This window comes from Viridibacillus sp. d25.2 (assembly GCF_055456015.2).
On record NZ_CM196652.1, the window covers coordinates 4,323,520 to 4,344,803 of the forward strand.

At 35.8% G+C, this 21,284-nt stretch carries 19 protein-coding genes and 3 riboswitches; of the genes, 7 read left to right on the top strand and 12 right to left on the bottom strand.

What is annotated here, in order from left to right; all coding sequences use genetic code 11:
• The first annotated feature begins 1 nt into the window (after position 1).
• Positions 2–472, top strand: coding sequence for a hypothetical protein (locus tag ACZLO7_RS21135; protein WP_464941296.1), 471 nt, complete (start codon positions 2–4; stop codon positions 470–472).
• A 616-nt stretch (positions 473–1,088) separates the two neighbouring features.
• Here ACZLO7_RS21135 and ACZLO7_RS21140 read toward each other — a convergent pair.
• The 4 genes from ACZLO7_RS21140 to ACZLO7_RS21155 all read right to left on the bottom strand — a co-directional run bounded on the left by ACZLO7_RS21140 (position 1,089) and on the right by ACZLO7_RS21155 (position 5,370).
• A complete protein-coding gene (locus ACZLO7_RS21140; RefSeq protein WP_464941295.1) occupies positions 1,089–1,985 on the bottom strand; it encodes a 3-hydroxyacyl-CoA dehydrogenase in 897 nt (298 codons plus the stop codon).
• A 305-nt stretch (positions 1,986–2,290) separates the two neighbouring features.
• Positions 2,291–3,199 (bottom strand): methyl-accepting chemotaxis protein, encoded by a 909-nt coding sequence (locus ACZLO7_RS21145; RefSeq protein ID WP_464941294.1) that lies wholly within the window; start codon positions 3,197–3,199, stop codon positions 2,291–2,293.
• Positions 3,200–3,430: 231 nt separating this feature from the next.
• Entirely contained in the window at positions 3,431–3,676 is a 246-nt protein-coding gene (locus ACZLO7_RS21150; protein ID WP_511261426.1) for a hypothetical protein, read from the bottom strand.
• A gap of 125 nt (positions 3,677–3,801) precedes the next feature.
• Positions 3,802–5,370 carry a bifunctional metallophosphatase/5'-nucleotidase gene (locus tag ACZLO7_RS21155; RefSeq protein WP_464941293.1) on the bottom strand — a complete coding sequence of 523 codons (1,569 nt, stop codon included), beginning with the start codon at positions 5,368–5,370 and terminating at the stop codon, positions 3,802–3,804.
• Positions 5,371–5,555: 185 nt separating this feature from the next.
• Between ACZLO7_RS21155 and ACZLO7_RS21160 the strand changes: the two genes are divergently transcribed.
• From ACZLO7_RS21160 to ACZLO7_RS21180, 5 genes are all read left to right on the top strand, one after another.
• On the top strand, positions 5,556–6,482 hold the full coding sequence (locus ACZLO7_RS21160) for a phosphate/phosphite/phosphonate ABC transporter substrate-binding protein (protein WP_464941292.1): 927 nt from the start codon (positions 5,556–5,558) through the stop codon (positions 6,480–6,482).
• Positions 6,483–6,578: 96 nt separating this feature from the next.
• On the top strand, positions 6,579–7,364 hold the full coding sequence (phnC, locus tag ACZLO7_RS21165; protein WP_464941291.1) for a phosphonate ABC transporter ATP-binding protein: 786 nt from the start codon (positions 6,579–6,581) through the stop codon (positions 7,362–7,364).
• A complete protein-coding gene (gene phnE, locus ACZLO7_RS21170; protein WP_464941290.1) occupies positions 7,330–8,136 on the top strand; it encodes a phosphonate ABC transporter, permease protein PhnE in 807 nt (268 codons plus the stop codon). The genes phnC and phnE (ACZLO7_RS21170) overlap by 35 nt, the downstream gene beginning before the upstream one ends.
• Positions 8,133–8,933, top strand: a complete 801-nt coding sequence (gene phnE / locus ACZLO7_RS21175; RefSeq protein ID WP_464941289.1) for a phosphonate ABC transporter, permease protein PhnE — start codon at positions 8,133–8,135, stop codon at positions 8,931–8,933. The genes phnE (ACZLO7_RS21170) and phnE (ACZLO7_RS21175) overlap by 4 nt, the downstream gene beginning before the upstream one ends.
• A 219-nt stretch (positions 8,934–9,152) precedes the next feature.
• Positions 9,153–9,710, top strand: coding sequence for an SLOG family protein (locus tag ACZLO7_RS21180; RefSeq protein ID WP_464941288.1), 558 nt, complete (start codon positions 9,153–9,155; stop codon positions 9,708–9,710).
• A gap of 101 nt (positions 9,711–9,811) precedes the next feature.
• Here ACZLO7_RS21180 and ACZLO7_RS21185 read toward each other — a convergent pair whose 3' ends face one another.
• From ACZLO7_RS21185 to ACZLO7_RS21205, 5 genes are all read right to left on the bottom strand, one after another.
• The gene (locus ACZLO7_RS21185; RefSeq protein ID WP_464941287.1) at positions 9,812–10,279 is read right to left on the bottom strand and encodes an ASCH domain-containing protein; all 468 of its coding nucleotides are present in this window, start codon (positions 10,277–10,279) and stop codon (positions 9,812–9,814) included.
• Positions 10,280–10,416: 137 nt separating this feature from the next.
• Complete coding sequence (locus tag ACZLO7_RS21190) at positions 10,417–11,718, bottom strand: nucleobase:cation symporter-2 family protein (RefSeq protein ID WP_464941286.1); 1,302 nt, start codon at positions 11,716–11,718, stop codon at positions 10,417–10,419.
• Positions 11,715–12,302: a xanthine phosphoribosyltransferase gene (locus ACZLO7_RS21195; RefSeq protein WP_464941285.1), complete on the bottom strand. Its 588-nt coding sequence runs from the start codon at positions 12,300–12,302 to the stop codon at positions 11,715–11,717. Before ACZLO7_RS21195 ends, ACZLO7_RS21190 begins: the two co-directional genes overlap by 4 nt.
• Before the next feature lie 195 nt (positions 12,303–12,497).
• Positions 12,498–12,599, bottom strand: a riboswitch (purine riboswitch).
• A 729-nt stretch (positions 12,600–13,328) separates the two neighbouring features.
• Positions 13,329–14,789, bottom strand: a complete 1,461-nt coding sequence (locus tag ACZLO7_RS21200) for an amino acid permease (RefSeq protein WP_464941283.1) — start codon at positions 14,787–14,789, stop codon at positions 13,329–13,331.
• 107 nt (positions 14,790–14,896) lie between these two features.
• Positions 14,897–15,075, bottom strand: a riboswitch (Lysine riboswitch).
• Positions 15,076–15,199: 124 nt separating this feature from the next.
• Complete coding sequence (locus tag ACZLO7_RS21205; protein WP_464941282.1) at positions 15,200–16,066, bottom strand: aminoglycoside 6-adenylyltransferase; 867 nt, start codon at positions 16,064–16,066, stop codon at positions 15,200–15,202.
• Between the two features lie 141 nt (positions 16,067–16,207).
• Here ACZLO7_RS21205 and ACZLO7_RS21210 point away from each other — a divergent pair, with 141 nt between their 5' ends.
• Positions 16,208–17,425: a CynX/NimT family MFS transporter gene (locus ACZLO7_RS21210; protein ID WP_464941281.1), complete on the top strand. Its 1,218-nt coding sequence runs from the start codon at positions 16,208–16,210 to the stop codon at positions 17,423–17,425.
• 153 nt (positions 17,426–17,578) lie between these two features.
• Here the strand turns inward: ACZLO7_RS21210 and ACZLO7_RS21215 are convergent.
• The 3 genes from ACZLO7_RS21215 to ACZLO7_RS21225 form a co-directional block, all read right to left on the bottom strand.
• Positions 17,579–18,723, bottom strand: a protein-coding gene (locus tag ACZLO7_RS21215) for an IS3 family transposase (protein ID WP_511261373.1) whose coding sequence is annotated in 2 segments (ribosomal slippage) — positions 17,579–18,450 and positions 18,450–18,723 — 1,146 coding nt in all. Because the reading frame shifts where the segments join, the coding sequence is not laid out codon by codon here.
• Positions 18,724–18,909: 186 nt separating this feature from the next.
• Positions 18,910–19,719, bottom strand: coding sequence for a VOC family protein (locus ACZLO7_RS21220; protein WP_464938581.1), 810 nt, complete (start codon positions 19,717–19,719; stop codon positions 18,910–18,912).
• 12 nt (positions 19,720–19,731) lie between these two features.
• Positions 19,732–20,931, bottom strand: a complete 1,200-nt coding sequence (locus tag ACZLO7_RS21225; RefSeq protein WP_464938580.1) for a M20 metallopeptidase family protein — start codon at positions 20,929–20,931, stop codon at positions 19,732–19,734.
• A 169-nt stretch (positions 20,932–21,100) separates the two neighbouring features.
• Positions 21,101–21,207, bottom strand: a riboswitch (SAM riboswitch).
• Positions 21,208–21,284: the final 77 nt, after the last annotated feature.

Genomic DNA, 21,284 nt, shown 5'->3' on the forward strand with positions numbered 1-21,284 from the left:
ATTGGATTTAGGTGAAACTAATGTTAAGCTTAAGGTGACGTTATCTTATTTTATCGAGCCAGGTCCCGGTGAAAAAGGATGGAAAAATCAATATAGATATCCATCAAGTCTTCTCCGATTTGAATTAAACGGTTCAAAAACCGAAAATGAATTCTTACGAAGTATTAACAAAGCTGTAACCTCTGAAGATGAGGGAGAAACTGCAACAGGTAGTAATGTCAAATGGTTATTAGGTCAACAAAGAAATGTTGGTTCAATTCATTTCGATACTTGGGAAGGAACTGCAGCTGAATTAGCTACTAGTAATCTAATCGGTATATTCCCTGCTGTTGGTTGGTGGCGGGAAAGAAAATGGTTAGGAAAAGTTGAAAACCGTATGCGGTATAGTTTAATAGTTTCGCTATCTACTGAAGCAGATGTCGATTTATACACACCTATATATAATAAAATTCAAAGTGAAATCATTACTTAATAACTAATTTTCCAAGCTATGTTTAGTGGTTTAAAACTTTCAATATTAAAAAATTACGGCATACGCGGCTTATGTTTTTAACTTTAATAACACAACATATAGTAAAAGCACTGACAAAATTGTCAGTGTTTTTTTCTATTTGTCGACGAAAGCATTCAGAATGCTCATCCCTTTAAAGTCTGTTGTTATTTTTATATATTTTGGTTACTTAAGATCCTCTTTTATACCATTTTGAACTTCGCCATTATTTTTCATCTCTTCAAAAGATTTATTTATATAGCATGTGTAGTTGATTGGAGCGAAGGTGGCGACTCCTGCGGGAAAAGCGGGACAGTCCAAGACCCTGCAGAAGCGTAGCGACGAAGCGGCTTGGCGCCCGCCCGCGGAAAGCGTCCACCGTAGCGGAAATCAACGGTCTTCTATATATATATTTTTCTATATTTTTAATTTAGTGCAAAGAGGAACTATTATTGGACTTAATACATTCCAATTGTTCGAGCAACCTGAATGATGGAACTTTCAGGCTTGTTTGGGTAACCTTGATTCTACCAATCAAAAAAGCTATGCTCTCAGTAAAAAATACTGAATGCATAGCTTTTTATTTTCCCGTTAAATATTAGCCCTTAAGAAAATCAGGTTTCGCAAAATTTGGATTAGGGTATTTGTAAAAACCCTCACCAGTCGCTTGTCCTAATTTTCCTTTGTCAATATACTCAGTTTTCAAGAGCTCAGCCAATTTTTTTAAGTTTTCATCACCTGTAGCAGCTTTTGCTTCTACAATGTTATAAGCCGTGTTAATACCTACAATATCTAAAATAGCGAATGGTCCAAGTGGAGCACCTGTACCAATCATCCATGTTTTATCGATTGTTTCTGGATCGGAAACCTCTTTGACTAGTAGCATTTCAGCTGCATCTAATAAAGGTACAAGTAATGAGTTCAAAATGTAGCCTGGTTGTTCTTTATACAATGTTAAAGGCACCATGCCTATTGCTCTTGCAAATTCAACGATCTCATCGAATACATTCATATCTGTACCTGGGTGTTTCATAATTTCAGCTGTGTTGTTTTTCCAAATTGAATTAGCAAAATGTAACGCTAAGAACTTTTCAGAGCGACCAGTAGCTTCAGCAAATTGGCTCGGTAATAATGTAGAAGAATTTGTTACGAAAATTGTTTTCTCTGGAGCAACTTTACCAAGGTTAGTGTAAAATTCAGTTTTGATTTTTAATACTTCAGGAATCGCTTCAATTACAAGGTCTGCATTCGAAACAGCTTCCGCTAAGTCAGTTTTAAATGTTAGACGAGCATATGCAGCATCTACTTCTTCTTGTGTAACACCTAAATCTTGTATGTAAATTGGTTTTAATTTTGTAATACGATCTTGTGCATTTTTTAATGCCGCTTCATTAATATCATATACAATAACATTAAATCCTTTAAAAGCAGTTTGATAAGCAATTTGACTTCCTAGAACGCCACTACCGGCAACAGTAATATTTTTGTAATTCATTTTAACTCCTCCTTAAGGATTCTTACATTAAATTATTTGTTGATGCACTAGCTTTCCTATTACAATCCCATCCTACTGCCATCTCCAAATAAAAGTCAATTGATATCATTTATTGCTATAACGACCTTAAATATAGGTAAAACTATGAATGAGAATAATGTAATCTATCACATGCAATCCAAACTTTTATATTTATCTATAATCTTTTTCACGGCACATGCAATCTACATAACAAAAAACCCAAAAATGTTACTTTATATTTCTTGTACACTTTTTGGGTTTCAGTTTTTTTATTTATAATGCCATCAAATAATTTCTGTGAAATTCTGCGCCTTTTCATCCAATGCTTCTGCTGAAGATGATATTTCTACAAAGTCTTGTATTGCTACATTGATTTGCTCATTCGTTTCTTCCACACTTTGAGATACACGGTTTATACTTCCTGTAACTTTTTCAATTTCCAGAGTAATCCCTTCAATATTGTCCCTCACTTCGGAAATTGATTGCTCTACCCTCACAGACAGTTTTCTCACTTCCTTTGCAACAACATCAAAGCCGCGCCCATGTTCTCCTGCCCTGGCAGCTTCAATTGCTGCATTTAATGCTAATAGATTTGTTTGGGAAGCAATCTCCCGAATGGTTTTCACAATACCTTTAATAGAATCGGCTTGGCTTTGTAAATTCACTAAATTAACCGTATTTTCCTCTGATTCTCTTGCGATTCGATTAATCGTCTCTCGCAATTCCTGACTTCTCATTATTCCGGCTTCTGAACGATTATGTAACTGTTTGGACATACCCTTTAAATCGTCAGCTACTTCCACAATCATATTCTGACGCTCTGTTATATTAGTAGCTATTTTCGATACGCCAACTACTTTACTGCTATCTTCAGCAAAAATGGGCATGTAGGTCGCTTCCAGCCATACTCGATTTCCCATTGCATCCATCCGCTCAATTTTATCTTGAAAGCTCTTGCCTGAGAGTAAATTTCTCCAAAATCTTTCATAAGATGAACTATTTATGAAGGCTGGAAAGCAAAATTCTTTATGATTCTTCCCATACATTTCTCCCACACTATAACCTAAAGTTTGAGCAAAAAGATTATTTACGTATGCCACTTTTCTATTCAAATCAAATCGTATAATAGCTAAATTATTTTCAATGGCTTTTACTACAAGTTCGTCCGTTACTTGATTTTCCAATTTATTCATATTCTTAACCCCTCTTATTTTGTTGTTCCTATCAATATTACCTAATGTCTTTCTTTCTTGCTTTTTTAAGCATGGAAAAAGCACATCTAAGTTGCTTGAAAAGATTTGTTTTTCACATTCCAATATGCAGGTGCTGTGGTCTAGCCAAGATTATTTAATGAGATACATTTTAAATATTGTACTTATGTATATCTTTAATTCTATAAAAGTTTTAGAATTTCCTCTTCAAAACTATATTTGTTTACCCTTTAGTCCAAAACGTTGTACAATTTCTCCTTCTGAATCCACTAAAAATTGAAATACTGGATGTGCATCCTTTCCATTTAGATTAACAACTTCATGCATTGGAAATGTGCCCCCATATGTAAGACAACAGTTCACAGCTACATCTTGATAAAACTGATTAGATGGGAATCCTAATATAACAAATCCTTTTTCCGAAGCTTTCTGCTCGCTTTCCTCAATAATAATAGAGATTTATGAGAAAAATTTTAAAGGCAATTGGATGGGCTCAATCCAACTGCCTTTTGTCTTCAATCTGAAACGCATGTGTCTATCTAACATGCATTTCGTTAATTTATATACTGAATGATTAATAAGCGCTATAACACGACCCGCCAATTACTATTACATGTCGCTGTAATTTCTTTCATCTCTAGTAATTCGTTTGCAATGAGTTCTGTCATGTCTGTCTGAATTTCTTTTACAATAGGCTTTCCTTTGAACATATCAAAATTACCTGCTCCGCTTGCGCGATAGCTATTCATCACGACTTTAAATTGCCTTTCCTTATCTATTGGTAAGCCTTCGAATAATAGTTTTGTAACACGTTCCCCTACAGGATTGGAGATTTTCAATTCATATTCAATACCTTCCCACATATCGTAGTTATAATGTTGGGTTTTTGGTTCAACAAATAATGGATTTACAATAATCTCTCCATTCTTTTCACTAAAATAAGTGGCGCATTGTTCTAGTGCATCTTTTATATCTTGCCCCGTCAATTGAAGTACTTTTAATGTATTTGGATAAATATAATTTGTAACAATATCACGCATTGTGACGGAATTGCTAAATCCGCGTGCTTCATTATTAAATAATGCTGTATTTGAAATAATGGCTCCTGAAACTTTCATTTGAAGTTTATTTATAAATTCTACATATGGATGATCTGCCAAACGTATTTGAAACGCATCTGTAATTTGCATATTCCCTTTGATTGCACCAATTCTTTGGTCTAGCCATTTCTCCGTTTCATCTTGAATTGTCTCAATAGCTTCAAGTACATTCACATCCGTTGGGACACTTTCATCAATTGTAATGAGCCCCGCTTCATACTCAACACTTACTACCTTCTCATCAGAATTACGAGTAATAGAAAGAATGATTTCAGCAATTGCCTCTCCTTGTGTGCCTGGTTGTACTATAGAAACTCCATTTAATTTATCAGCTAACAAACGATGTTGATGACCTGTAATGAGAATATCAATGTTAGTAATCTTTTCACATATAGCGTAACCCTGATTCTCCCCTGTATCTTGCTCAGTATATTCTCCCGTCTTTAAATCTCTCTCAAATCCACCATGATAAGAAACAATTAATACATCTACTTTTTCTTCTTGATGTATGTGATTGCACCAATATTCGGTTGATTGTAAAGCATCTTCAAATCGTAAACCTTCGATATGATCCGCTTCTTCCCATAGTGGTACGAAATGTGTCGTAACTCCGAGAATCGCAAGGCGAATGCCTTCTATTTCTTTTATAATATATGGTTTCAAGAAATATGGATTGTCGCTACCTTTACGAACAACATTGGCACCTAACCATGGAAATTGAGACTGCTCTATTACATTTGATAGTGTTTTTAATCCAAAGTTAAATTCATGATTACCTAAAATAGCAGCATCATACTGTAAGTAATTTGCTACTTGAATGATTGGATTATCCACTTCCGAATGAAATTTAGAGTGAAAATATGTTAGTGGGCTACCTTGTATTAAATCTCCATTATCAATCAAAATAACTTTCCCATCTCTTCTTTTTTGTTTAATAATGGTAGCCACTTTTGCTAACCCAATTGGTTCTTCTTTTTTATCACGATAAAGTGTTGGATAAACATAACCATGTATATCACTTGTTGCTAGCAGGTGAATTTTTGTTTTTTTCATAAGGAACCTCCTTTTAAGAAAATCTATTTACTGACTTTACTTCTATTAATATATTAGCAAAAACTTCAAAACCCTATGACTATAATTGGTAATATTTACACAGAGTTGACATATGGTTAACAATAGAATGTTATATTTCGGATGTGATCATTTTCAATAAACTTACATTAGGAGGTTTTCAGTTTATGTTTAAAAGACTAGGTATATTTACTGCCATGTTGGCGTTGACTACAGGACTTTTAGTTGGGTGTAGTGATGAAGATAAGAATAGTAGTAAAGAAGAAGGCTATGTACCAAAAGAATTATCAGTTCAATTTGTACCTTCTCAAACAGCAGATACACTTGAAGCAAAGGCAAAACCATTAGAAAAGCTGCTTAGCGATGAGCTTGGTATCCCGGTCAAAGTAAGTGTATCAACAAACTACAACACAATTATTGAAGCAATGGATTCTAAAAAGGTTGACGTAGGTTTTTTGCCTCCTAGTGCTTATGTGTTAGCAAAAGAAAAAGGGGCGGCAAAAGTCATTTTACAATCTCAACGTTACGGAGTTAACGATGAAACAGGGCAACCAACAGATAAATTAGTTGATGGTTACAAATCTCTTTTTGTCGTAAAAGCGGATTCTAAAATTAATAGTGTTAAAGATTTGAAAGGCAAAAAAATTGCTTTCCAAGACGTTACTTCTTCTGCTGGTTATGTATGGCCTGCTGCAACATTAATAGCTAATGGGATTGATCCATTAAAAGATGTTACTGGCGTTACAGTCAAAGGCCATGACCAAGGCATTATTTCTGTTCTTAATGGAGATGTGGATGCTGCCGTTGTATTTCAAGATGCACGTAATACTGTAATGAAAGATTATCCAACTGTTTTTGATGATACGAAAGTAATCGAATTTACTGAGATGATTCCTAATGATACGATTGCAGTTCGTTCAGATATGAATAAAAAATGGGAAGATAAAATTACTGAAGCATTTATCAATATCGGTAAAGATCCAAAGGGTCATGAAATTATTAAGGAAATTTATACACATGAAGGTTATGTCAAATCCGATGATAGTAAGTTTGATATCGTTCGTGAATATGCAGAAAAAGTGAAAACAGAATAATTTTTGTAGGGGCTGTATTACGGGATATATTCCACTTGATACATCCCCTTATTCATCATTAGATTGAAGTTTCATAAGGGAGGTTGTGGAAATTACGTGATTGAATTTAAACAAGTATCTAAAATTTACCCAAATGGCGTTGTCGGACTTGATAATATTAATTTAAAGATTGAGAAAGGTGAATTTGTCGTAATCGTTGGTTTATCTGGCGCTGGAAAATCTACTTTTCTTCGTTCAATCAATCGCCTGCACGAGATCACTTCAGGTGAGATTATCATAGACAATACTTCCATAACACAAGCAAAAGGAAAACAACTTCTTAAGATTCGTCGGGACATAGGAATGATCTTTCAAAGCTTCAATTTAGTAAAACGATCTACTGTAATCCGAAATGTACTTGCAGGGCGTGTAGGATATCATTCCACAATGCGTACCCTATTAGGTCTATTCCCACCAGAAGATAAAGAGTTAGCGATGCGTGCACTTGAACGTGTCAATATTATCGATAAGGCTTATACAAGATCCGACCAATTATCAGGTGGTCAGCAGCAGCGTGTCTCTATTGCACGTGCACTAGCACAAGAAGCAAAAATTATATTAGCGGATGAGCCCGTTGCTTCATTAGATCCGTTAACAACAGTACAAGTTTTAGAAGATTTAAAAACTATTAATGTAGAGCTTGGCATTACTTTGGTAGTGAATTTACATTCAATTGAATTAGCCAGACAATATGCTACACGAATTGTAGGCTTACAAGATGGACGTGTGGTATTTGATGGTGCTGTAGAACAGGCAACAGATGAACGCTTTAAAGAAATTTATGGCCAACCGTTTGAGGTGAAAAATAATGAGGAAACCGTTAACTTACCCATCTCACATTGAGCTTTCAAGTATGAGTATGCGTAAGAAAAAACACGTATGGACAATTCTATTTTTAATACTGTTATTTGCATGGAGTATATGGCAGACGGAATCGTCTCTTTTCGATTTCATTCATGGTTTCTCGAATATGTTCGATTTATTAGTACAAATGATTCCACCGAATTGGGCCTATTTCGATAACGTAATCCCGCCTATGCTAGATACCATTCGAATGGCATTATTAGGGACTACAATTGGAGCAATACTTGCCATTCCATTTGCTTTGCTTTCAGCAAGTAATGTCTTTACAAATAAAGGTCTCTATTATCCTATACGTTTCATATTGAATCTTATCCGTACCATTCCAGAGCTTTTACTAGCTGCGATTTTTGTAGCGATTCTAGGGTTAGGTCCATTACCTGGTATTTTTGCTTTAGGAATTTTCTCAATGGGTATTATTGCAAAACTTACATATGAAGCTACAGAAGGAATTGATCCTGGTCCATTAGAAGCAATGACAGCTGTTGGGGCAAATAAGATACAGTGGATTGCCTATTCAGTAGTACCGCAAGTAACACCTTACTACATTTCCTTTGTGCTTTATGCTCTTGAGATTAATGTAAGAGCAGCAGCCATTTTAGGACTAGTAGGTGCAGGCGGTATAGGAGAATATTATGATAAAACTCTTGGGTTTTTAGAATACGATAAAGTAAGTACTATAATCCTTTGCACACTTCTTGTTGTTTTAGCAATCGATTACGTAAGTATGAAGCTACGGGAGAAATTATTATGAACAATACAGCTTATCCTTTAAAACCAAAACGTTCGAGATGGAAACTCTGGTCAATCTATATTGCGTTGTTATTGGTATACGTTTGGGCACTGTCTGGCGTTCCCTTAGAAGGATTTAAAGAAACAGCTGGTCAGATTACAAAGGCGATTATTAATGGTCTTTTCGCACCAGATTGGGATTATGTTTACTTACCAGAGGGTGAGGATTTACTTCGCGGGTTACTTGATACATTAGCGATAGCGATTTTAGGAACTTTCGTCTCTGCTTTCTTATGTGTTCCGTTTGCATTTTGGGCAGCTAACAATATGTCAAAGGGCAAACTACTGACCCAATCAGGCAAATTCATGCTTAGCTTTATCCGAACGTTTCCTGAACTAGTTATGGCACTAATTTTCATTAAAGTAGTCGGTCCAGGGTCATTTGCAGGTGTACTTGCTTTAGGTCTTCACTCTATAGGGATGCTTGGGAAATTATTTGCTGAAGAAGTTGAAAATATTGACCTTGGACCAACCGAAGCTTTAAAAGCAACTGGAGCAAATCCAATCCAAATGTTGTGGTTTGCGGTTTTACCACAAGTGATCCCGGGTTTTATATCTTATACATTGTATCGATTCGAAATTAACCTTCGCTCTGCCAGTGTGTTGGGTATTATTGGTGCAGGTGGTATTGGAACACCTTTAATATTCGCCATTCAATCTCGTAACTGGAGTCGAGTGGGCATTATTTTGTTAGGAATTATTGTGATGGTCACAATTATTGATCTGATTTCAAGTTCAATCCGAAAAAGAATCGTATAAGGGCTTCCATATTAATTACAGAATCTATTTGGAAATATACTTTCAAATAGGTTCTTTTTATCTATATACGGTAATTTTATATTTCACCTTCAGATACTGCCCTCCGTTAATTATCCAAAATTGAATTGCTCTACTTTAGAAGTTGTAGATTCTTTTCTATTCCTTCTTTATACGTGTAGAATATTATATATAATTTATTATCTACAAAGGAGGTGCCTCATGCTAAAACGATTAGTCATCACTGGCTATAAAGCCCATGAGCTTGGTATTTTTAATGATAAGCACCCCGGTATATCGATTATAAAGAAGGCATTACATAATCAATTGCTAACCTTAATCAACGACGGATTGGAATGGGTTATTTTAAGTGGTCAACTCGGGGTAGAAACTTGGGCAGCAGAAGTTGTACAAGAACTGCAAATTGAATATTCAGAGCTAAAATATGCGATTATCACGCCATTTCTTGATCAGCAAAAGAATTGGAATGAACAAAAACAAGAGAAATATGATATGATTGCGACAAAAGCAGACTTTGTGACAAGTTTAACGAAGCGCCCTTATGAAGCCCCTTGGCAATTTATCGAAAAAAATAAATTCCTTATAAAAAATTCAGACGGTATTCTCATTATCTATGATGAAGAAAACGATGGTTCTCCTAAATATATAAAAAAGCTTGCCGAACTGTATGCCGACAAGCATGATTACACGATCCTCAACATTAACGCCTATGATTTACAGGTTGTTGCAGAGGAAGAACAGATGAAAGATTGGGATTAGTGCTTTCTGTTACGCATCATATTGGTAAAAGAACAGGATAGATAAAGCAGTTATCATCTGCTTTATCTACCCTCTTCCGCACTATTCCTACATTTTCTTTATCAAGCACTTGCTTTCTTATAAACTAATTCAAATCTTTCACATACAACTAGTAATTTATCATGGAACTCTCGCTTTTTATCTTCTAATTCTCTTCTAAAGAAAGCTTCATGAACGTTACGCCAATACTTTAACGTACGATCCCCTTCTCCTTCTAAATACGCCTGTTCTTCGGTAACCTCGTCAAAAGGACAAACTTCTACGGAAACCGTTTTAATGATAGCTACAGCTTCGTCTTTTCCATCTAGAATAACATTATAAAGCCCAACCAATGGTAATGGCTCATTCTCCATTTCATATAAAAGATAACAAGATGCTGTTGCGGTCTTAGTTCCTGCCATTACCAGTTCTACAAGTTCATCTGCCATTTCATTTGAATCACCAAATGCCCAAACGTCATAATTATTCGGTGCATCTGGATTTAATTTCTTATAATTCCCCCATAATTCTATTACAGTTTTATTTTCCATATGGATCATCCTACTTTCTGTAAATATTCCAGAACTCTAAAATTTCAATATATTACCAAACTCGATAATCCTATTATAATCAGAAGCAATAAAAAAAGATACACCACTATAAATAAGTGATGTACCTTAAAAAAATATTAAGCTTTCTGATCTTCTAATTCTTCATTTGTTCCTTCTTTTCTCCATGGAATCATATTAAATATTATATTTAATACAATAGCAGTTATACTTCCTGCAACGATACCGTTACTTGTTAGAATTTTAAGGCTAGAGGGTAAGATATTGAAGATATCAGGAACAACTGTGACGCCAAGACCCATGCCTATTGCACAAGCGATAATCATTGAATTACCTTCTGATTGATTGATCGTTGTACTTAGCATTTTAATACCTTGAGCGATAACCATCCCGAACATTGCAATCATAGCACCACCTAGTACTGGAGTGGGAATGATAGTCGTTAATGCTGCTACTTTAGGTAAGAATCCTAAAGTTACTAGGAAACCACCTGTGATGAAAATAACATTACGTGTACGTACACCTGTCATTTGTAGTAACCCTACATTTTGAGAGAATGCTGTATATGGGAATGAGTTGAAAAGACCACCGATAATAGAAGCTAAACCTTCTGAACGATAACCACGTGCTAAATCTTTTTCTGTCACAGGTTGCTTACAAATATCACTAAGTGCAAAGTAAGAACCTGTTGACTCTACTAAAGAAACTAATGCAACAAGTGTCATCGTAACGATTGGTTCCCAATGGAATGTCGGTGTACCAAAATAGAATGGCTGAACCATTTGCAAAAAGTCAGCTTCAATTACGGGAGTAAAGTCAACTTTACCCATGAATATTGCAGCAATTGTTCCGAATACTAAACCTATTAAAATAGAAATTGCACGAGCAAATCCTTTTGTGAATCGGTAAATTAAAACAATAGTAATCAATGTACCAAATGCTAAAGCGATGTTAGTAGCAGAACCGAAGTCCTTAGCTCCTACACCACCACCCATATTGTTAATAGCAACTGGTATTAATGTGATTCCTATAATTGTTACAACTGAACCAGTGACAACTGGTGGGAAAAAACGTACTAACTTACCAAAGAAGCTTGCAATCAATACTACAATAATACCTGAAGCAATAACAGAGCCATAGATTGCGGATAAGCCGAATTCTTTACCAATTGCGATAATTGGTGCTACAGCTGTAAAGGTACAACCTAAAACGATTGGTAAACCTATACCAAATACTTTACCGCGTACAACTTGTAACAGTGTCGCGATACCGCACATCATAATATCAATTGAAACTAAATACGTTAATTGTGTTGAATCAAATCCTAAAGCTTTACCAATGATTAAAGGCACTAAAATAGCGCCTGCATACATTGCTAATAAATGCTGAATCCCAAGTGTCACTAATTTCAGGTTTTTCATCGACCTGATTCTCCTTCGGCAAATTCAACTTTACCGTTTTCCAAAGACGAAATGATTGCTAAAGAATCAATACGAATGCCTTTTTCACGAAGTAACTTACCACCATCTTGGAAGCCTTTTTCAATGACAATACCAACGCCACTAGCAGTTGCACCTGCTTGTTTAACAATATCAAGTAAGCCCTTCACAGCTTCTCCATTTGCTAAGAAATCGTCTATAATTAATACAACATCATCTGATTTCAAGAAATCTCTTGATACAGAAATTTCATTCGTTTCATTTTTTGTAAATGAATGTACTTTTGATGAATATAAATTTCCTGCTAAAGTTAAAGATTTACGTTTACGAGCGAATACTACGGGTATACCTAAAATAAGGCCGGCCATAGTAGCTGGTGCAATACCTGAAGATTCGATTGTAACGATTTTTGTTAAACCTGCATCTTTATAGCGATTCGCAAACTCTTGACCAATTTCTTGCATAAGTTGCGGATCAATTTGGTGATTCAAAAAAGAATCTACCTTTAATACTGTGTCTGATAATACTTTACCGTCGCGTACGATTTTGTCCTGCAGTGCCTTCAAGTTTAGGCGCTCCCTTCTTTTCTTAAGGTCTCTAAATTTTGTACTATATTAATTATTAATATTTTTGTTTATATCAACTAGAATATAATAAAAAAGCCCAGAAACCATGCATCCATTCATACTACGAGTGGAGCAAAGTCCCTAGAGCTAAATGTTCTTGGGTATAGAAAAATAATGTCATTAGACATTTACTTTTTCTACATCATTGCCTCTCATAGTCAGTTTGTTTACGGCAAACCGGTAGAAACTTACGAGCCTTATTCTCGCTATTATATGAGTGAATGCTATTAAGATTTTCGTTATAGAATGTTCCTATTATAGCACTGAAATTTTGAATTTCAATCCTTACTAATAATGATAGACTATTCAATCTTTTTTACATTTTTAATGACCTAAAACAAAAGGGACTATGTGGTATTTAACTAGTTCCTTCTATTTAAACAACCTCTTTTCATTTACTCTACAAAAGTAGAGCTTATGCTATAATTATTCTTAATGTTTTACATAAAATACAATTTCAAGGAGTTGTGGATGGGGAATGATTAAATGTCCTAAATGTATGAAAGCTAACGTTATGAGAAAGGGGTTACTTCACAGTGGCGCTGTAATGCTTCAAATGGTTTCAGCGAATAAACCCAAAGGCAAATCTTCACCTGTATCGGCTGAGTACTGTAATAATTGTGGATATATTGAATCCCTCTATGTTTCTGAGCCAAAAATTTTAGAATAACTCATTCAGATAACTTAACTAAATTTATAGTTTTATGTAAATGTATATGAATTAATTTAACAAAAAGCATTCAGAATGGTCACACACTGAATGTCTTTTGTTATTTTTAGATAACATGGTTATTTTAGATCCTACTGATATGACCGTTGTTTTCTTCTACGATGAACGATTTCCGAGGCAGTTGCCAAGCCGCTTCGAGGGTATTTTAAAATAAAAAAGACTGTAGATAAACCGAATTTCTTCGAGTTTGTCTACAGCCTGAAACTATTAGCTCAATAGCTAGGTAGTTTTTTAAGTTAACGGTGACTATCAAAGTCACAGTCTTTTAATTTTACGATTTTTGTTTTATGAACGATTTTGTATCCAAACCAGATCGCTAAGAAAATTGGCAATCCGATGTATGAAACAAGCATACCATACCAGTCGATATGTTCACCTGTGAATGCTGTATAGTTTTGACCAACAACGACAATTGCACAAAGTACGAAGGCAAAGATTGGACCGAATGGGAACCATTTTGCTTTATAAGGCAATTCGTTTAAATCACGACCTTGAACAATATAAGCTTTACGGAATCGGTAATGACTTACTGCAATTCCAAGCCAAGCTATAAATCCACACATACCTGAAGCATTTAACAACCAAATGTAGACAACACCATCACCGAAGAATGATGCAATAAATGATACACAAGCAACTAAACAAGTTGCTACTAATGCAGCCACCGGAATACCACGTTTGTTTAATTTAGTGAACATTTTAGGTGCTTTACCGTCTTTTGCAAGCTCCCAAAGCATACGTGATGATGCATATAATCCAGAGTTACCTGAAGATAAAATCGCTGTTAAAATAATCGCATTCATTACTGACGCAGCAAACGCAATTCCTGCATTTTCAAATACTAATGTAAACGGGCTTACTGTAATATCGCTACTTGCTAAACGTGTATCTGTGAATGGGATTAATAAACCAATCGCTAAAATTGCTAAAATGTAAAATAACAAAATACGCCAGAAAACTTGACGAACAGCTTTCGGAATATTTTTTCCTGGATCATCTGTTTCACCAGCAGTAATCCCTAGTAGTTCTGTACCTTGGAACGAGAAACCTGCAGCTAGGAAAATACCGAACATTGCGAAGAAACCACCATGGAATGGACCATCTTCAATGAAGAAGTTTTTGAATCCTACTGGGTCTTGTCCACCCATCAAACCAAATACCATCAAGAAACTAACAATGATAAAGACAATAATTGTTACGACTTTTATAAGAGAAAACCAATATTCGCTTTCACCAAAGCTTTTAATTGATAAGATATTTAATGTGAAGATGATGACTAAAAACCCTGCTGTCCAGTAGAATGACGATACATCCGGGAACCAAAATTTCATGATTAATGATACAGCTGCGATTTCAGCTGCAATCGTAATTGCCCAGTTATACCAATAGTTCCAACCTAGAGCAAAACCTAATGCTGGGTCAACGAATTTAGATGCGTAAGTACTAAATGAACCAGATACAGGCATAAACGCAGCCATCTCACCTAAACTTGTCATTAAGAAAAACACCATAATACCAATTAGAGAATATGCTAATAGTGCTCCGCCTGGACCAGCCTCATGGATGGCTCCACCACTTGCTAAGAACAACCCGGTACCAATTGTTCCTCCAAGTGAAATCATCGTCACATGACGACTATTCAATCCTCTATTAAGACCTTGCGTTTCAACGCCTTGGCCATTATTTTTATTACTCATTAAGAATCTCCTCTTTCCATTTTTCATTGCAAGAAGGTTAACTTGATGTCATAAAAAATACCATCACAAGGAATATGCGATGGTATCAAAACATGCCCATCAACCTTGATAAAGATAGCTCAACACGCCTGCTAAGACGTGACAGTTCTGCACCTTTCGGCAACAGCCCCAATATTTATAAGAAGAAGCTTATAAACACTTCGGCGATATTCCCTTTCAAATAGAATCACTGACGCTTTTCGCCTCATCCATTTTACTTTTTAACACCGCGACCTCTACCTCATCGAATGGATGAGGCATTGCAATATATTAATTTAATATGCCCCAATTATAATACAAGAGAATTGTATATTCAAGATGTAAATTTTCTTGAATATTAAAACAATTTGAGTTTAATTCTAAATAATTCTTCAAAATATCGCTTTAGCATCCCTCGGAAGCGTATGAATATGCTTTAAATAACCAAGCACTTTAGTACTTTCTTCATAACTGCGGAATGAAAGAAGACTAGCAACATTTGTTGCTGAACTTTGGAATAAATTACACATAGTAAATAGCGCTTGCCACGCAGAATCATAACTAGCGTTATTATATGTTGCGAGTAACTGCTCCCACACTTCTTTTGATAATAGATACTCTAGGTCCTTACCATTTTTACCAACGCTTCTAGAAAAGTCTGTTTTTACTCCAACATGCCATGAAAGCATTTGAATAAGCATGTTGCGTGTATTATTAAAATGTTCTTGTACATAGAGCATTTCTTTTCTCCATAAGCCTTTCGCTATATATGTAGCAACCCACCAAAATTCATTACAACAATCCTTATAATGTTCTTCTGTTGGGCATTGCACCCAATAGTCGACATCTGTCGGTTTAGTGAGTTTTGGAAGTGATCGATCTTTATCTAACAAGATTGTAGTTAAACTATCCTCTTTACAATATGCTTCTTGTTCTTCAATAGAGATAAGCATCAAATCAATTCGGTTTCCATCCGAAAATTGCATTAAGTATGTATAGCGTCCACCAAGCTCCGGAGGAAATAACACCATATCCTCTGGTGTTTGCATAATGATTCTCTCTCCAAAAATATCTACCCAATGAGGATTGTTAGTAAATGATTTAATATCAGTAACAATATAGACAATATCAAAATCTTGAAAAGGGTCTTCTTTCACATTTATATTTGTTCTCGAACCATTCATACAAACGGCTCGAACACGTTCATCATTATTCGCTACATTTATGATTAAATCCATCATTTGTTGCGCTGTTCTCATCACCAATTCCTCCATTTCAATTCGATAAATTTATTTTGAGTCCTCTTAATTATATCCATTTTCTTTGATATAATTAACCTTTGTCAAATAGTGGGTTTGTAAAACCAGGAAATTCATGAATATATATAGGAGGCGCTACAATTGGCAACAAATCCAGCTGTTCAAAATAGCAAAAAGCTTAAATGGAACCGCGACGCTTGGTTACTTGTAATTGGAATTGTTTTCATCGCTTCTACATTACGTTCACCTCTAACAGCTGTAGGTCCAATCATCTCATTTATTCGCGAAGGCTTACACATTTCAAATGTATTGGCAGGATTTATCACAACAATTCCCTTACTTGCCTTTGCTATTATTTCTCCTATAGCTCCAAAATTTTCAAAGCGTTTTGGTATAGAACGTACATTACTATTCTCAACAGCATTACTTGCAGTTGGAATTCTTACTCGATCTTTCGGTACAACCTTTACTCTGTTATTAGGTACATCGCTAATCGGTGTGGCAATTGCTTTTGGAAATGTATTGCTACCAAGTTTGATTAAGTTGAAATTCCCATTACAGGTTGGATTATTAACAGGTATTTTCACAGTTTCTATGAATCTCTCTGCAAGTTTAGCAGCTGGGATTAGTTATCCTCTTGCTAGCGGAGAACTCGGATGGAGAATTACACTTGGTATTTGGTTTGTTTTAGTAATTATCGCCCTAATTGTTTGGCTCCCACAAATTCGTAAACCTAAGTCCGAATTGAATAATGGCTCCCACACTAATAAAGAACATGTCTCGCTTTGGAAATCACCTATAACTTGGACAGTTACATTATCACTGGGTTTCCAATCTCTTATTTTCTATACTACTGCTGCTTGGATTCCAGAAATGTTGCAGTCACAAGGTATGAGTGCTAATACAGCTGGATGGATGTTCTCCTTTATGCAGTTTTCACAATTGCCTGCAACGTTCGTGATTCCGATTATTGCAGGACGAAGAAAAGACCAACGTCCTCTTGTTGTTGTATACGGTGTTCTTTATCTAGCAGGCTTCGGAGGTATTTTAGCTGGCTGGACTTCATTGACAGTGTTATGGATGATTTTACTTGGACTTGCGGGTGGTGCATCATTTAGTTTAGCAATGATGTTTTTCTCACTTCGTACGCGTACAGCTCATGAAGCGGCAGAATTATCGGGTACCGCTCAATCATTTGGTTATTTATTAGCTGCAATAGGTCCTGTGTTATTTGGTTATGTTCACGATATTACAAATAGCTGGACAACAGCTATCATCCTATTCATTATTACAGTTATGTTATTAATGACCGCTGGTATGCATGCTGCAAAAGAAGGTTATGTTTCTCCCGAAAGATAGCGTATACTCCGAGCTTAAAATAGCTCGGAGTTTTTTAGTATTAATAATAGAAGTTATGCATGTGTAATCTTGCACTCCCAGTAAAATGAGTCATAGAAAAAAGCTATTATGTAGTGGCACTGAGTATCGTTTTTGAGACAATAAGAAAACACCTTATTTTGCAGCCAGTTGACGGTATTGTACCGGCGACTGGCTGTTTAATTTCGTTTTAATCCGGATATTGTTATAATAATAAATGTATTCTTCGACCATATTTATTACGCGTGCATTTGTCGTGCGGTAAATTTCGTCGAGGTAGAACGTTTCAGACTTTAGCGAGGAGTGAAACGTTTCGATTGGGGAATTATCAACGGGCGTGCCTTTACAAGACATGCTCATGGTAATTCCCTTTTCTTTGATTGTTTTTTGATATACATAAGATGTATATACAGATCCTTGATCACTATGCAGAATGCAGCCCTCTGGTAAATTAGGTAATTGATTGAGCGTATCTAAAACAAAGGCTGTATCTTGCTTAGACCCAATAGTTTGTGCAATAATCTCGCCATTAAACAGATCTAATATACTTGAAAGATACATCATGGTTTGTCCAAAAGGCAAGTAGGTAATATCTGTTACGAGCTTCTCTAATGGTTTTGTTGCACTAAAATCGCGAGCTAATAAATTTGGAGCGATGTAGGCTGGTTGGCCCGTACGTTTACGTTTCTTTACTTTTACACGGCACTGCCAGTTATATTTTTGCATAACACGTTGCACCGTTTTCTCACTAATACCTGTTAATAATTTTGTGATTTTTCGATAACCGTATCTAAATTTGTGTAGCTTGCACAAGTTACCAATTTGTTTGTCTCGAAGCTCCTTTGATGTTTGCGTATGAACTTTTGCTTTCCAACGATAGTAAGACGAACGGCCAACTCCTAAATGAAGACAGATTTCACTAATTGACATACTTCCTTTTAATTCCTCCACTAATTGAACTACAACTCTTGAAACCACTTCCTCTCCAATTCTACGTACTTTTTTAATACTTCAATCTGTTGTTTTAGATAACGATTTTCAGCTTGTAACTTTGCGGTTTCACTTTCATATTCAGGTCCTTTACCAAAGGTATATTGTTTACCCACTGGCTGTTCAAGCCGATGTAATTCGCCATTTCGATACCATTTCAACCATGTTTTTAATTGACTGTGATTACGAATATTCAACTCTTCTAATACTTGCTTTACAGGAATCCCAGCTAATCTCATCTCAATTGCCTTCATTTTAATTTCTACTGGATAACTGACTCTTGTCCCCATAGAAAAAACACCTCCGCGTTGGTTTTTAAAGGTAGGATACCCATTTTTTCAACGAAAGGTGTTTTTATTTGTCTCATATTTTTAGGTCAGTGCATAGTTTCAAACACTACATAATAGCTTTTAATTACACTGTCTTTATATTTACTATTTTCTTAAAGCCATACAAAGAAGTGCCATCTAAATAAATTATTTCTCAAAATGATAGCGACCGTTAAATAATTCGAGTGTGACAGGTTCCTTAGCTCCCGAGAAATTAACTTGGAACGGACATTCGCCTCGTTCTGTTATTACTTTTGCTACAACACCATCTCCAATTGGACTAGCAAAGTATAAGTCACCGCCGGCTAACGTAAGAACCTGGACAATAGCGTTCAACTCTTGATCGACATACGCTTCTGCAACCTCTAACCCTAAATATCGAGACCATTTTCTAGCCGTTTTTTCAGCATCTATTACTGCAAAAGTAACGCCTGCAAAGTCCAACTTTTCTGGTTGATTTCCAATGACGCCCTTTTCAACTTGCTCCTTTCTACGCTTATCGTCATTATCATCCCATTGAATAATGAATGGTAGTTGAAGTGCGTTATTTTCTTCTCCAGCATAAAGTAATTGCCAATTAATAATACTGCCATCTGGTCGTTTTCTGTACATCGGCACTGGTCCATTTACTGATAGACCTTGCTCTTTCAAACGCTCTGCTACCCTCTCAATATCCGATGTACGTGCTGCAAATCTTACGAAGCCTTCTTTGAAATCATTATTTACTACTGTTTCAATAAGACTGTGATGTAAATGCTCTGTCTCAGCTACTAGAGCTCTGTCGTATGTACCGAGATACTCGATATAGCTTAGATCAAAGTAGCTAAGTGCATTATATGTTCCGCGTCCTTCATGTACGCCACCTTCAACAGCATGGATCCCCTGACTTTGTAGTGGCTTAATTACTTCTTTTGGTTCATCTACAAAATGTACTAAATGATCAAACGATAATGTCATGTTCAAGTCCCCTTATTTAAATAGATAATGTGAAACGATTTTCACAAACGATTTCTCGATTGTTAATAACGCCCTTTCATCAAAATCAAATTTCGGATGATGATGCGGGAATTGTGTGCGTTCATCTTCATTTTGAGAGCCTACTTTGAAGTAAGTGCCTGGCTTTTCATTTAAAAAGTAGGCAAAGTCTTCTGCACCCATTGAAGGCTCGATATCTATTACAGATTCTACACCGAACTCATTTTCAAATAACTCTTTTACAAGCGCAGTTTCGACTGGATGATTATAAAGCGCTGGGTAGCCACGTAAATAATCAATTTCATATGTTGCATGCGCTGATTCAGTAGTCCCTTTTACAATTGCATAAATTTCCTCTTTCACCTTACTCCGAACATCTTCTGTCATTGTACGCACTGTTCCTTCAATAATCGCCGAATCTGCGATAATGTTAAAAGCACTACCTGCATGGAAAACCCCTACTGTCACTACCGCTGCATCAAAAGGGTTTAAGCGACGACTGACTATTTTCTGTAATGAACTTACTATTTCACTACCGATTACGATTGAATCGATGGATTGCTGTGGTTTTGCACCGTGTCCACCAAGCCCTTGAACTTTAATCGCGAATTTATCTACTGCTGCCATTCTATAGCCATCACCAACAGATACTTTTCCAACTGGAACACCTGAATCTAAATGTGCACCGAAAACATAATCCACATCTTTTAATACATCTTCAGCAATCATGAATTTTGCACCACCTGGTGGTTTTTCCTCCGCATGCTGGAAGATGAAAATGATGTTACCATGTAGATACTTGCGGTAATGACTGAGCGTTTTTGCTGTCGCTAGTAATGCGGTTGTATGCCCATCATGTCCACATGCATGCATGACGCCTTCTTTTTTGGATTTATAAGTAACTTCTTTTAAATCTGTAATTGGTAGTGCATCAAAATCGGCTCTTAAAGCAATTGTCTTACCAGACTGCTCCCCTTTTAAGATACCTATTAAACCATTTCCACCAATCCCTTTTTTCACTTCTAAACCAAAACCCTCAAGTTTTTCTGCAATAAACTTTGCTGTTTCATATTCTTCAAAAGATAGCTCAGGATGCTCATGCAAATATCTTCTCCATCCAACAATTTCATCAAAGCCTTGATCTATTTCTTCATAAATTGTAGTTAAAAGTTCTTTTTGCGTAATCGCACTCACTCAATATTCCTCCATTCGATTTATCCCTTCAATTCAAATTAGTTTACTATGAATTAAAGCTAAATTTTTTTCTTAACTTTTCATTATATGTATTACATGTTTATTTCATGATAATAAAAAGCCGACTTCTATATTTCACTCCAAGAAATCGACTTTGTATATAAGTCCCTCCTCATCTATCAAGCTTTTCAATCAACTTGCAGGAATTAGCACCTTGCTATAATAGCGGTTGCTGAGATGTCACAGGGCCAGTCCCTCCATCTCTCTCGATAAGAAAACCTATTGAATTAGTAGTATTTAAAAATCATAATACGTCAAGCCATTAAGAATTGCAATATATTTCCTGTGATTCT